At 63.1% G+C, this 13,753-nt stretch carries 10 protein-coding genes and 1 pseudogene; 7 read left to right on the plus strand and 4 right to left on the minus strand.

What is annotated here, in order from left to right; genetic code table 11:
• Positions 1 to 70 precede the first annotated feature (70 nt).
• From AC0KXH_RS12840 to AC0KXH_RS12865, 6 genes and pseudogenes are all read left to right on the plus strand, one after another.
• The gene (locus AC0KXH_RS12840; protein ID WP_143495860.1) at positions 71 to 1,309 is read left to right on the plus strand and encodes a benzoate/H(+) symporter BenE family transporter; all 1,239 of its coding nucleotides are present in this window, start codon (positions 71 to 73) and stop codon (positions 1,307 to 1,309) included.
• A gap of 140 nt (positions 1,310 to 1,449) precedes the next feature.
• On the plus strand, positions 1,450 to 2,736 hold the full coding sequence (locus AC0KXH_RS12845; protein ID WP_143495859.1) for an OprD family porin: 1,287 nt from the start codon (positions 1,450 to 1,452) through the stop codon (positions 2,734 to 2,736).
• Between the two features lie 149 nt (positions 2,737 to 2,885).
• Positions 2,886 to 3,339: pseudogene (locus AC0KXH_RS12850) on the plus strand (transposase); the annotation flags it as partial.
• Complete coding sequence (locus AC0KXH_RS12855) at positions 3,334 to 4,854, plus strand: TRAP transporter permease (protein ID WP_488224611.1); 1,521 nt, start codon at positions 3,334 to 3,336, stop codon at positions 4,852 to 4,854. The pseudogene AC0KXH_RS12850 and the gene AC0KXH_RS12855, both read left to right, overlap by 6 nt.
• Positions 4,855 to 4,894: 40 nt before the next feature.
• On the plus strand, positions 4,895 to 5,887 hold the full coding sequence (locus AC0KXH_RS12860; protein WP_143495857.1) for a TAXI family TRAP transporter solute-binding subunit: 993 nt from the start codon (positions 4,895 to 4,897) through the stop codon (positions 5,885 to 5,887).
• Positions 5,888 to 5,950: 63 nt separating this feature from the next.
• On the plus strand, positions 5,951 to 7,588 hold the full coding sequence (locus AC0KXH_RS12865) for a thiamine pyrophosphate-binding protein (RefSeq protein WP_143495856.1): 1,638 nt from the start codon (positions 5,951 to 5,953) through the stop codon (positions 7,586 to 7,588).
• Positions 7,589 to 7,803: 215 nt separating this feature from the next.
• Here the strand turns inward: AC0KXH_RS12865 and AC0KXH_RS12870 are convergent, their stop codons facing one another.
• The 4 genes from AC0KXH_RS12870 to AC0KXH_RS12885 all read right to left on the minus strand — a co-directional run bounded on the left by AC0KXH_RS12870 (position 7,804) and on the right by AC0KXH_RS12885 (position 11,442).
• Positions 7,804 to 8,562 (minus strand): SDR family NAD(P)-dependent oxidoreductase, encoded by a 759-nt coding sequence (locus tag AC0KXH_RS12870; RefSeq protein ID WP_143495855.1) that lies wholly within the window; start codon positions 8,560 to 8,562, stop codon positions 7,804 to 7,806.
• Between the two features lie 62 nt (positions 8,563 to 8,624).
• Positions 8,625 to 9,887, minus strand: coding sequence for a TRAP transporter large permease (locus AC0KXH_RS12875; RefSeq protein WP_143495854.1), 1,263 nt, complete (start codon positions 9,885 to 9,887; stop codon positions 8,625 to 8,627).
• A gap of 4 nt (positions 9,888 to 9,891) precedes the next feature.
• The gene (locus AC0KXH_RS12880; protein ID WP_143495853.1) at positions 9,892 to 10,464 is read right to left on the minus strand and encodes a TRAP transporter small permease; all 573 of its coding nucleotides are present in this window, start codon (positions 10,462 to 10,464) and stop codon (positions 9,892 to 9,894) included.
• A gap of 63 nt (positions 10,465 to 10,527) precedes the next feature.
• On the minus strand, positions 10,528 to 11,442 hold the full coding sequence (locus tag AC0KXH_RS12885) for a TRAP transporter substrate-binding protein (protein WP_488223511.1): 915 nt from the start codon (positions 11,440 to 11,442) through the stop codon (positions 10,528 to 10,530).
• Positions 11,443 to 12,117: 675 nt separating this feature from the next.
• Between AC0KXH_RS12885 and AC0KXH_RS12890 the strand changes: the two genes are divergently transcribed.
• Positions 12,118 to 13,563, plus strand: a complete 1,446-nt coding sequence (locus AC0KXH_RS12890; protein WP_273253413.1) for a UbiD family decarboxylase — start codon at positions 12,118 to 12,120, stop codon at positions 13,561 to 13,563.
• Positions 13,564 to 13,753: the final 190 nt, after the last annotated feature.

Consider the following 13,753-nt stretch of genomic DNA (forward strand, 5'->3'; position numbering starts at 1 on the left):
CGCGTGCCGCCCACCACGGGCGGCACACTGCGAACGACCGGACGCGAACAACAACAAGCAAAGGCGTGCCATGACCCAGAACCTGTTCCATCCAGCAGTCGACACCCCGCCTACCTCCGGCAAACCCAGGCTGCGCCAGGCGTTCAACTCCAGATCCATTAGCGCCGGGGTGGTCGCCGCCCTGTTCGGCTGCACCGGCCCGGCCTTGGTGGTGATTAACGCTGCCGAAGCCGGCCGTCTGAGCAACGCGCAAACAGTGGCCTGGCTGTTCGCCATCTACGTGCTCGGCGGGCTCATCAGCCTGTTCTTGGCGTTGCGCTACCGCCAGCCTATCTGTGGTGCTTATACCATTCCCGGCGCTGCGATTCTTTCTGCGTCGCTCACGGTTATCCCCTTCAGCGATGCGCTCGGCGCCTTCATCATGAGTGGCGTGCTGGTCTTCGTGCTCGGCGTCACTGGACTGATCGGCCGGCTGATGCACTGGCTGCCGATGCCGATCGTGATGGCGATGATCGCTGGCGCGATGATCCGCTTCGCCACCGGCGCGGTCGATGCCGTCGTCAGTGCGCCACTGATGGCCGGCGCCGCGGCGCTGAGCTTCTTCCTGATCCCCCGCTTTTCGCGCTCGGTGCCGCCGGTGCTGGTCGCCGGCGTGGTCGGGCTGGTACTAGCCTATGCGCTTGGGCAATTGCAGCCGGCCGATGTGAACATTGCCTGGGTGATGCCGGTGCTCACCATGCCGACCTTCTCGATCGATGCCTTCCTGGCCATCACCATCCCGCTCACGGCGCTGGTGATCGGCGCGGAGAACGCCCAGGCCACCGGCGTGCTGATGACCGAAGGGTATCGCCCGCCGGTCAACGCGATGACTGTCATCAGCGGCATCGGCGGCGTGCTGGCCGGTCTGCTGGGGGGCCACAACGCCAATATCGCCGGGCCGATGACCGCGATCTGTTCATCCGAGCAGGCCGGAGACGATCCGCGCTTGCGTTATGGCGCGGCGCTGGTAAACGGCGTGCTGTTTGCCCTCTTCGGCCTGTTTGCCGGTCTCGCGGTGCCGTTCATCCTGGCTTTCCCGAAGGCGTTGATCGTGGTGGTGGCCGGTCTGGCCATGATCGGAGTGCTGCTCGGCGCGCTGCAGCAGGCCTTCCAGAAGGGCGGCGACTGCCAGATCGGAGCCTTTGTGGCGCTGGCGGTGGCGATGAGCCAGTTCACCCTGCTGGGCATCAGCTCACCGTTCTGGGCGCTGCTGTTCGGCGTCGCGGTGTCCTGGTTGCTTGGGGAGTTGCGCCGTGAGCGGACCACCTAGAGTCGCGTTGCCGTCGGCCAGTAACGACGAACCGCGCATTTAGATGCTGTGTTCCAAAAGCGTTCCCACTGCCACATGGGGTCTGCAAGAGGCCCGTGGGGGCTTGCATAAAAAATCTAATAAGAAGAGAGCTTACAACAATGACCTTTACTTTAACTCGCCCACACAAACCCACCCATAGCCTGCTCTACACCGGTGTGCTGCTGGGGTTACCGTTCCAGATTTCGGCTGCTGACAACGATTTTTTCAATGACGCCACGGCGACCCTACAAGCGCGCAATTACTACTTTAGCCGGGATTTCTCCGACATTGTCGGGGCGAACCAACAGTCAAAGTCTGAGGAGTGGGCGCAGGGCTTCATCCTCAACGTCAAATCCGGCTACACACCGGGCTCGCTCGGTTTCGGCGTCGATGTGCTCGGTCAACTTGGCTTCAAACTCGACAGTAGCAGTAGCCGCGTCAATACCGGTCTGCTGCCGACCGGCAGTGATGGCAAGGCCGCAGACAACTTCGGCCGCATCGGCGCCGCGCTGAAGGCACGGCTATCTAAGACCGAACTGAAGATCGGCGAGCTTACTCCGAATCTGCCGGTACTGACCTTCAGCGACATTCGCCTACTGCCACCGACCTACCAAGGCGCCAGCCTCGTCTCTCAGGAAATCGATGGCCTGACCCTGCAAGCCGGCCAGTTCCATTCCGGCAGCGTGCTCAACGAAGCCGGTGACGGCAAGATGCGAGCGAAGCTTGGGCATGTGGCGCAATTGGGCGGCGATGCGGAAACGGATCGATTCAACTATATCGGTGCCGACTATGCCTTCAACGACAAGCGCACTTCCGCAGGCGTCTGGTACGCGCAGCTGAAGGATATCTATAACCAGCGGTTCTACAGCATCAAACACAGTGAGCCGGTGGGCGACTGGGTGTTCGGCGCCAATCTCGGTTTTTACGATTCGAAGGAGGATGGTGACCGGTTGCTGGGCGACATTGACAACCGGGCGCTGTTTACGATGCTGTCCGCCAAGCGCGGTGGCCACACCGTTTCCGTCGGTTACCAGGCGATGTTCGGCGATGACGCTTTCCCGCGGGTGTTCAACAACGTCAGCCCGCTGGGCAACGAGGTGCCCACCTACGAGTTTGCCGGCGCGGACGAGCGCTCTTGGCAGGTAAGGCATGACTTCGACTTCTCCGCTATTGGCATTCCGGGTCTGGTTTCCACGGTGCGCTATATCCGTGGCAACAATGTCGACACCGGCGGTGGCTTCGAGGGCGAGGAGTGGGAGCGCGACCTGGATCTCGGCTATACCTTCCAAACCGGTGCCCTCAAGGGTTTCGGCGTACGTGTGCGCAACGTCACGGCGCGCTCCAACTACCGCACCGATATCGATGAAAACCGGCTGATCCTCAACTACACGCTGACGTTATTTTGAGCCTTTCCCTATGCCCAGGTGATGGCTTGGCCTACTCTCGCGGCCTTTTCCATTGTTCGTCCGGCAGGGCGCAACTCACTTAGGGAAGGTCTGAAAAAGACTTCCCTCACCTGGTGAAATACGTCGATCCCCGTTGCCCGAGTATCCCGATGAAGCAGATGACCTTCGCCGACACCGAGTACGCCGGCAAGCGCAAGCAGACCCGTAAGGAGTTGTTCCTGATCGAGATGGATCAGGTAGTGCCGTGGAAGGGCTTGGTTGCCCTGATCAAGCCGTACTATCCCAAGGATGAAGGTGGTCGCCCGGCGTATCCGTTGATGGCGATGCTGCGCGTTCATCTAATGCAGAACTGGTTTGGCTACAGCGACCCGGCGATGGAGAGGTGGTCTGGCAGATCGCTGCCCGCCGCAGTACGTATAAGAAGCTGGATAAGCGCAGCGCTCTGTACAAAGCCAAGCGCAAGATCGAGAAGGCCAAGGCGCAGGTACGCGCCAAGGCCGAACACCCGTTCCGGGTGATCAAGGCCAGTTTGGTTACACCAAGGTGCGCTTCCGTGGTCTGGCCAAGAACACCGCGCAACTGGTTACGCTGTTTGCTCTGTCAAAAAACAGTCGGTCAGAAATACAGGACTACTTCAGACCATCCCTAGAGCAGCGCCTGCAGACGATGCAGAACGAGGGCGTGTTCGGCATCCCCAGTATCGTCTCCTACAACCAAGTCTTCTACTTCCTGCTGTTCGGCGCCTTCCTCCAGCTGTTCGGCGGCGGCCAGCTGTTCATGGATCTCTCGGTGCTGTTGGTGGGCCGTTTTCGTGGTGGGATGGCCAAGGTCTCGATCGTCTCCTCCACGCTGTTCGGCTCGGTGAGCGGCAGCGCCACAGCCAACGCCGCGGTGATGGGCATGTTCACCATCCCGGCGATGAAAAAGTCCGGCATGAGTGCCGAAGAAGCCGCAGCGGTGGAAGCGACCTCTTCTACCGGCGGGCAGATCATGCCGCCGGTGATGGGCGCGGCGGCCTTCCTGATCGCGCAGTTCATGGGCATTCCCTATGCGGAGGTGGCGATCGCCGCGTTGATTCCAGCGCTGCTGTTCTACGTCGCGCTGTATTTCGTGGTCGACCTGCTGGCGCGCCGCAAGGGCCTGGCCGGACTGAAGCGCGCGGAGATCAGCACCGGCTGGGCCAGCGTGCTCAAGCGCCTGTATCTGCTGATTCCGGTATTCGTGCTGGTCTACCAGATCATGGCCGGCCGCGCGCTGAGTTCGGCGACCCTGCAGGCGATCTGGATCACCCTGGTTTTCGGCCTCTGCACTCGCGTCTGGGAGGGCTTGCGTGCGGAGGGCGGTCGCGGCGTGCTGAAGGCTACCGGTTCGGTGTTCAGTGACTCGTTGCAGGCGCTGGATTCCGGGGCGCGCGGCGCCATTGCCGTAGCCATTCCCTGTGCCGGCGCCGGCATCGTGGTCGGTATCGCCTCGATCACCAACCTTGGCCTGACCTTCGGCACCTTCGTCACCGCACTGTCCGGCGGCATGCTGATCCCCGCGCTGCTGCTGGTGATGTTCATGGTCATCGTGATGGGCATGGGCATGCCCACCACCGCCGCCTACATCATGGGGGCCATCCTGGCTATTCCGGCGTTGGACAAGCTGGGCGTGCCGGCCATCTCGGCACATTTCTTCGTGCTCTATTTCGCCGCGCTGTCGATGGTCACGCCGCCGGTAGCTCTGGCTGCCTTCGTCGCTGGCGGGATCGCCAAGGCTAACGTGTGGAAGACCGGCTGGGTGGCGTTCCGCTACAGCCTGGCCGGCTTCCTCGTCGCCTTCGCTTTCGTCTTCAGCCCCGCGCTGCTGCTGCAAGGCGACTGGCAGGCAATCGTTCCGGCGGTGGTCACCGCAGTGATCGGTTGTTACGCCCTGGCCGGCTGCGTGGTGGGCTACCTGCGCGCACGCAACACGCTGCTCGAATCGACGCTGCTGTTCGTCGCCGCCGCGCTGCTGATCGCGCCGGTCATCAAGGCCTCGCTGGGCGGCCTGGTGCTGCTCTGCGCGGTCTGGGCCTGGCAGGTCCGCAAGGCCAGGACCACAAAGGCCAACTGCGTGCTGGGAAGGTCGGGCGCCTGACGGCCCTGCTCTTCCAAACTCAACCAAGGAGAACAACAAGATGATCAATGCACTCAAGAAACACGCGGCGATCGCGCTGCTGGGAGCCATCGGACTGTGCGGCAGCGCGCTGGCCGCAGAGCCGGTGAAGGTCAAGTTCGCCGCCGGGCCGACCGGTACCACCTGGTACGCCTATGCCGGAGCCTTGCGTGGCGAGATGCTCGAGCGTCTGCCAGCCGGTTCGACGGTGGATATCCAGGGCACGCCCATGGCCATCGCCAATACCCAGCTGCTGGCCGTACGGCGCGCCGACATCGGCCTGATCTTCCCGCCGGTGGCCGCCTGGGCCCAGCAGCCGTTCGGCCCGTTCAAGAAAAAGATAGAAAGCGTCCGCGGCCTGGTCGGCGGCCTCGACCAGTACTACCAACGCATCACGGTGCAGAACGACAGCCCCATCCAGTCCATCGCCGATATTCGCGAGAAAAAGCTGGCAGTGCGTATCGGTACCGGCCCGCAGGGCAGCCTGAATGAATACATCGCCAAGCTGATCCTCGCGGCCAATGGCCTGAGTTACGAGGCGATCGAATCTTTCGGCGGCAGCATCAGCAAGTCCAGCCTGAGCATCCTGCAGGACCAGTTCGGCGACCGGAAAATCGACATGATCATCGGCATCACCACCGCTGGCCACCCCAACACCGCCCAGCTGTCTATCACCCCCGGCCAGCGTTTCCTCGATCTGAGCGACGAGGCCATCAGCTTCCTGGAGAAATACGGTTTCGTTCGCACCACCATGCCTGCCGGCATGTTCGAACATCAGGACAAGGCGGTCGAGGGCGTCGGCTTCGTCACCTCTCTGTACGCCAACGATCAGGTCTCCGAGGAAGCGGCCTACGCCATCACCAAGGCAGTCCTGGACGGCCGTGAGGCGCTGCAGCGCTCGTTTGGCTCGATGAAGGACTGGACCGCTAAGGGTTCCTTCGACCCAGCCAACCTTGCCGTGCCGCTGCATCCGGGTGCTGAGAGGTTCTACCGTGAAAGTGGCCTGCTGAAGTAACGCCACCCTGGCCTTACGGCGCGTGCCGCGTGGCTCTTTTCGCCCGATCTCAGAGAGGATCAGATGACAGTCGACAAGCGATACGATGGCGGTCAGGCCATCGTCGAACTACTCCGACGCAATGGTGTGGACAGGGTGTTCACGGTGCCCGGCGAAAGCTTCCTGCCGGTTCTCGACGCGCTGCACGATGCTTCCGACATCGCCCTGGTGGTGTGTCGCCAGGAAGGCGGTGCGTCGATGATGGCCGAGGCCTATGCCAAGACCACCGGGCGCCCGGGGGTTTGCTTCGTGACCCGTGGCCCAGGCAGTGCCAATGCCCTGGCGGGGCTGCATGTCGCCTCGCAGGACTCCACGCCGCTGCTGGTCTTCGTCGGTCAGGTGCCTCGTGGTTTTCAGCAGCGCGAGGCGTGGCAGGAAGTCGATGTCGGTGCGCTGTTCGGCCCGGTCGCCAAATGGGCCGTGGATATTCAGGATGCCGCGCGCCTTCCCGAGTATCTCTCGCGCGCTTTCACCACGGCTCGCTCCGGCCGCCAGGGACCGGTGGTGCTGGGGCTTCCGGAAGATCTCCTGTTCGAAACCGTTCCACCGTTGGCGCTAGAGGCGGCGCCGATCAACCAGGGTTATCCAGCGCCGGCGGCGATGGCGCAACTGCAGAAGATGTTGAGCGAGGCGCAGCGACCGCTGGCGATCTTCGGCGGCTCCGGCTGGAATCCTGAATGCCGGCAGGCGCTGCAGGGCTTCGCCGAAGCCCAGGGGCTGCCGGTGGTCACGGCCTTCCGCCGCCAGGACCGCTTCGATAACGGTCACCCGAACTATGCTGGCGACGCTGGACTGGGCATGAACCCGGCGCTGGCCAAGATGATTCAGGAGGCTGACCTGCTGGTTGCGGTCGGTACGCGCTTGGGCGATATCACCACTCGCCACTACGAATTGGTCGAGGCACCTCGGCCACACCAGCGGCTGGTACATGTCCATCCCGATCCGCAGGAGCCTGGCCGGGTCTACTGGCCGGAGCTGGCTGTCTGTGCTTCGGTGACGAACTTCGCTGAAGCTGCCGCTGAGCTATCACCGCCGGCTGCACTGTCCGCCGAACGCCGTGCCTGGCTGAGCCGCGCCCGGGAAATCCGTCAGGCCTGGCAGCAGCCTACGCAGCTGCCGGGCTCTTTGCAGCTCGGTGATATCGTCGCCTGGCTCGGCAATCGCCTCCCTGCCGATGCAGTGATCAGCAATGGAGCGGGCAACTACACCCTTTGGGTCCATCGGTTTTACCCTTTTCGCGACTGGGGCAGCCAACTGGCTCCGACGTCGGGTTCGATGGGGTACGGCCTGCCGGCGGCGATCGCTGCCAAGCTCGCCCAGCCCATGCGGCCGGCCGTGTGCTTCGCTGGCGACGGCTGTTTTCAGATGACCTGCCAGGAGCTGGCCACGGCGGTGCAATATGGCGCCAACGTGATCATCGTGGTGGTCAACAACGGCTCCTACGGCTCGATTCGCATGCATCAGGATAAGCATTACCCCGGTCGGCGATATGGCACCGACCTGGTCAACCCGGACATGGTCACCCTCGCCAAGGCCTATGGCGCCGTTGCGGCACGGGTGGAGCGAACCGAGCAATTTGCCGATGTCTTCGAGCAGGCATTGGCCTGTGACCGACCCTTTCTCATCGAGCTGATGATCGACCCGGCGATCCTGCGGCCCTGAGCGCATCGCCTCGAGGTCGGGCCTGGCCTCCCACAAAACCGTCAGTGCCCGACTTCTGGGAAGCGTGCCTCGCGGCGACTGGCGTGTAGGTGGGCTTGGCCACTTACCCCAACCGGGAGACAGTCTCGACCGCGCAGAGTCTTCCACCGTATCGAGTCCATTCGCGAACAAGGCTCCTACATCCGGAGCCTAGCCGCCCGTAGGCATCTGCCCGCTCAGTGCATCACCGAGCCGCCATCCACAACCACGGTTTCCCCGGTCATGAAGGCGCTGTCGTCGCAGGCGAGGAACAGTAGCGGGCCGATCAGGTCGCCTGGCATCTGGTCACGCTTGATTGCGCGGCTGGCGATCACCGGCGCGGTCAGCCGTTCGCGCATCTCGGCGTTGGCTACCACACCTTCGCTCAGCACCAGGCCCGGTGCCAGCGTATTGACCGAGATGCCGTAATCGCCCAGCTCACGTGCCAGCGCGCGGGTCAGCGCAAGAATAGCGCCCTTGGAGGTTACGTAGTGCAGCAAGCCTGGGGTGCCCTTGAACGGCGTGCCGGATGAGATGTTGATGATCCGCCCGTAACCGCGCTGCTTCATGTAGGGCGCCACCGCACGGGCGCAAATGAACGGACCGCGCACGTTCACCGCCATGACCTTGTCCCACTCAGCGAGGTCGATGTCCTCGAAGCTCTTCATCTTTAGCGAAGCGTAGATCGCGGCATTGTTTACCAGTACGTCGATCTGCCCGAAGCGCTCCATCGCCGCGGTGGCCATGGTTGCCGCCGACGCCTCGTCGGTCACGTCGGTCGTCAAGGCAATGGCTTCGACACCGATGCCTTCAAGTTCGGCCACCAGCGACGAGCCATCGAGCACATCGGCGATGACGATGCGCGCGCCCTCGGCCGCCAAAGCGCGGGCGTAGGTCGCCCCGATGCCCTGGGCTGCGCCGGTGATGATAACGACCTTGTCTTTCATGCGATTCATAGACGTCTCCAGTCAGACCCGGCCACAGGGGCCGGGGTATAAATAGCGACCTTGCACAGGCCTCATGAGATAAACGCGGTCACCAGGTCCGGCTGCCAGGCGATCAGAATCATCACCAGCAGGGTGACCAGCAGGAACGGCAACAGTGGCCGCATGATGTCGCCCGGCCGGCAGCCGGTGACACGGGACGCGACGTAGAGCGCCGCGCCCACCGGCGGGGTGAGCAGGCCGAGGGTCAGGTTGATACACATGATCACGCCTAGATGGTAGGCGTTGATGCCATAGACCGACTCGGCCACCGGCAACACGATCGGCACCAGCAGGATCAGCGCCGCGATGCCGTCGAGTACCATGCCCACCACCAGTAGGAGTGCGATCAGCAACAACAGATAGATGAAGGGATCGGACGTCATTCCCTGCATGATCGCGCCGAGCTGCTGCGGGATTTGCTCGTAGACGATGACCCAGCCGAAAACCGCCGCCGCGGCGACCAGCGCCAGTACCACACCGCTGTTGATCCCCACTCGCAGTAGCATGTCTCCCATGCGATCGAGCTTCATCTCGCCATGCGCGAAGCGACCGACCAGCACCGCCATGGCCGCGCCCACCGCAGCGGCCTCGGTCGGCGTCGCGATGCCGCCAATGATCGAACCGATCATCACTACCGGCACGCTGAGCGACGGTACGCTCCGCACCACATTGCGCACCATCTGCGCGCGGGTCAGGCGCTCGTTTGGGGGGTACTGGTAAAAGAAGCCAAGCAATGCGATTACCAGGATGAAGCCACCGGCCATCAACAGGCCGGGAACGATGCCGGCGATGAACAGGTCGCCGATGGATATCTGCGCAAGCACGCCAAAGATCACGAACAGCATCGACGGCGGAATTACCGGCGCCAGCAGCGCCCCGGCTGCCGTGGTCGCGGTGGCGAAATTGCGGTCGTAGCCCTTCTGATGCATCTCCGGCACCATCACCTGGGACATGACCGCCACCTGGGCGTTGGCCGAACCGACGATCGAGGCCAACATCATATTGGCGAGGATGTTGATGTAAGCCAGACCGCCGCGGACCGAACCGAGAAACACCGACGCGAAGGCGACCAGGCGGCGGGTGATGCCGCCCTCGTTCATCAGTTCACCGACCAGCATGAACAGCGGGATTGCGAGTAGTCCGTAGTTGTCCAGCCCGCCGAAGAACTGCTGCGGGTAGGAGAGAAACAGCACGCTATTGCCGCTGGACTGAATGTAGATCATGGCGCTGACCGCCAGCACCAGCGCGATCGGCACGCCGATGAAGAGCAGCACGGTGAAGAGTCCGATGATCATTGCGCTATTCCCCCGAGCCGGTGGCGGCAGCAGGCCCGGCCCCCGGCGCCGGATGCGGCGCGCGCAGGCTATCGAGCAGGTTGGCCAGTGCATGGATGGAGCTGGTGAAGGCCACCAACGGAAGAATCAGCCAGAACCAGAACTTAGCGACGCCGAGCGTTGAGGTCGGTTCCTGATAGATGAAATTGAAGGACTGCGCGGCAAACGCGTCGAAGTCGAAACCGTGGCGCCATAACGACAGCGGGTCGAACCACAGGTAGCAAAGCACCAGCAGCGCCACGGCAAAGCCAAGCACCACCAGATCGGCGGTGCAGCGCAGCATCTTGCAGGCAGTCTCTGGCACTGCGTCGGTGAGCAGGGTCACGGCGACGGCTTCGCGTGTCTGCAAGGTGACCGACAGGCCCAGCATCGCCAACCAGACCATGGTCAGCACCGCCAATTCGTCCAGCCAGAAGATCGGCGCCTTCAGCGCGCGCCCGGCAACATTGACCAGGATCATCAACGGCAGGATCAGCACCAGCGCGCGCAAGGCGGCGCGTTCGCTGCGACCAATCAGGTTACTCAGCGCCCGGATCATAGGCATTCTCCCGAACAACTTATGCAGGTGCCCCGCGCGCCTGTCACGCCACGGGGCTCGGAATCAAGGTTTGAGATCGGCCGCTTCCCGGCGCAGATCAGCCAGCGCCGGGGCCTTCTTCAGCCAGATTTTTTCCCACTGCTGCAGCGTATCGCCAAAGAATTCGGGCCCCACCGGAGTGACCTTGACGCCGGCCTGCTCGATGCTCGCCTGGGTGTCGGCCTCCGATTTTTCGTAGTGCGCCGTCAGCGTGTCGAGGTGCTTGCGGGTCAGTTCGCGAATCATCGAGCGGTCCTCTTGCGGCAACTGCGCCCAGACCCGCCCGGACATCAGTCCGATCACCGGGAACATCATGTGATTGCTCTGCAACACCGTTTTGGCACGCTCGTAGAGGCGCAGCTTCCAGATCAGCTCGAGATCGGCATCGACGCCGTCGACCTGGCCGTTGGCCAGGGCGTCATACACGTCTGTAACCGGCATCGGCGTCGAGGCAGCGCCGAGAAGGCGATAAAAATCCTGTACCGGCGGGAACGGCGTGATACGGATTTTGCGGCCATTGATCGCCTTGACGTCGTCGGTGGGGAAGGCATTGAGCATCAGCCGCATGCCGGCCACGCCATAACCGAGCCCGACTACACCCGCCTTGGCCGGTAGCTGATCAAGCATCCCCTGGGCGGCCTTGCCATTGAGCAACTGACCGGCCTGCGCCACGTCATGCACAAGATAGGGGGCGAACAAGGCACCGAAGTCCGGCACCCGGTTCGCCACTTCGGCGGTGGTCATAAAGGCCATGTCCAGCGCACCGGTCTGCAACTGCTGCAGCATGCGCGCCTCACTGCCGAGCTGGCCGGCGGGAAAAACCACCACATCGTATTTGCCGCCGGAGCGTTCCTTGAGTTCCTCGCCCATGGCCTGTGCCGCCTGCGACCAGGCATGGGTGCCAGGGACGACCAGCCCCAGCCGCAGATCCTTGGCCATCGCACCGGCACTGACCAATAAGGCGGCGGCAGAACATAGCGCACACAACAATTTCGTTGTTTTCTTCATGACTCACCTTTCTTGTTGTTATCGAACAAATGACCGGGTGAAACGGACAGCACCACTGTCACGCACAGGCGATTTTTCACGCGGCGCCAACTGCGATACGCGAATGGCCTTCGTCTGCCACCTCGGTATTTAGCAGAGCATCAAGCGATGCACGGATGACGCTTTATTCACGCAGGGATGTTTATCGCGGGCATACGACTGACGAGCGCGGCCTGGCAGTCGCGACGAGAACGGGTAAAAGCATGCGCGCGGTGACATGAAAGGTTTGCAGGCGTTCGGCGAAGGTTCATACACGGACCTCATTTATTGTTCTTGTGGCCGGCCCGGCAACCTTCGACGACTGCGGGCTCGGCTATCCAATTGCTGGGCATGAACGTAGCGCAAGGCTTCTATCTCAGCCATTAGGGAATATTGATGCAGAGGATCACGGATCGTTATGGGGGGCGCGGACGATTTTCGAAATCGATGAAAGCCGGTGCCGATGAATCTTCAAACCAATAGCACGAGGCATCGCCGGTTCTGATGGCTCGCATCAGAAAACCTTAATAGGCAGACCTGCCTGACACTCCTAGCATGGCCAAAACAATAACCACGAGAGAACTTGCCATGCCGTCCATGCCGTCCATGCCCTCTTCCTCGGCCGAGCCCGCTAGCGCTGCTCTGCCTGTCGGTGCCACCCTGCGCGGCTGGCTGGATCATCTGCAGAACACTCAGCGACTGAGCGTGATCCGCCCAGGCACGGCGCTGCGCTTCGGCGTTGCAGCCATCGCCAACCGCCTGGACGGCCACAGCGCCTCGCTGTTCCTACAGCCGGGCGGCCACCCGGTCCCGGTGATCTCCGGTCTGCTCTCGGACCGCCAGTGGATGGCCGAGGCCATGGGCGTCGAGTCGAGCCAGGTACTGGCGCGCTTCGAGCAGGCCAGCCTCAACCCCCTGCCCTGGCAGGAAATCGCCGACGCGCCCTGCCAGCAGGTGGTGCACCGCGACGTCGACCTGCTCGCCCAGCTGCCCATCCCCACCCACAACGAGCACGACAGCGGCCCCTACATCACCGCAGGCCTGCTGATCACCCGCAACCCGCGCACCGGCGTGCAGAATGTCTCCATCCACCGCCTGCAGGTCAGCGGTCGCAACCGCCTCGGCGCGCTGCTGTTGCCGCGTCACGCGTTGGCCTTCTTCCAGGAGACCGAGCGCGAGAACGAGGACTTGGAAGTTGCGGTGGTGGTCGGTTGCGACCCGCTGACACTGATGGCCTCGCAGGCGATCGTGCCGATTGACCATGATGAGCTGGAAATCGCTGGTGCGCTCCATGGCCGTCCACTGCCGGTAGCCAAGTGCGTCACCAACCGCATTCGCGTGCCGGCCGATGCCGAGATCGTCGTCGAGGGCCGCCTGCTGGCTAATACGCGCGAAGAGGAAGGACCGTTCGGCGAGTTCCCTCAATACTACGGCGAGCGCGCCGAGCGGCATGTGATCGAGGTCGATGCCGTCACCCATCGCCAGGCGCCGATGTTCCATACCATCGTCGGCGGAGGCCTGGAGCACCTGCTGCTGGGCGGCATTCCGCGGGAGGCGACCATGCTCTCGCACCTGCGTCGCAGTTTCCCTTGCGTGCGTGACGTCCACCTGGCGCGCGGCGGCGTGTGCCGCTACCACTTGTACGTGCAGATCGACAAGCGCTCGGAAGGCGAGGCGAAGAACGTCATCCTCGGCGCGCTCGGGGGCCACTATGACATCAAGCATGTGGTGGTGGTCGACAGCGATGTCGACATCCACAACCCCACCGAAGTCGAGTGGGCAGTGGCGACGCGTTTCCAGGCCGACCGCGATCTGGTGCTTGTCCACGAATCCCAAGGTTCCAAGCTCGACCCGTCGACCCGCGACGGCGTTGGCTCGAAGATGGGCTTCGACGCCACCGTACCGCTGGCCGCACCGCCGATGCGCTTCAAGCGCATCCGCGTGCCGGGGGAGAGTGAGGTCGATCTCGCCGAGGTCAGTCAGCCAGCCGACGCCGACTGGCAGCAACTGTTCGGCCAGCCGCACAACGGCTGACCGGCGGTGGGCGCGCGGCGTATTGGCGCCACGCGCCCACAAACGGAAACCGGCGTCACCGGCCGGCACCCGTATTCTCTCTACGCTCAAGCGATAATGCGGTCCTCGAACTGGCCGGCCCACAAGGCGCCAGTTCGGGACGTCACCCGCCCAGGCCAAGACTGGCCAGGACGCGGCGCCCTCGCCGATG

The organism is Stutzerimonas sp. CXK-1, assembly GCF_057738225.1.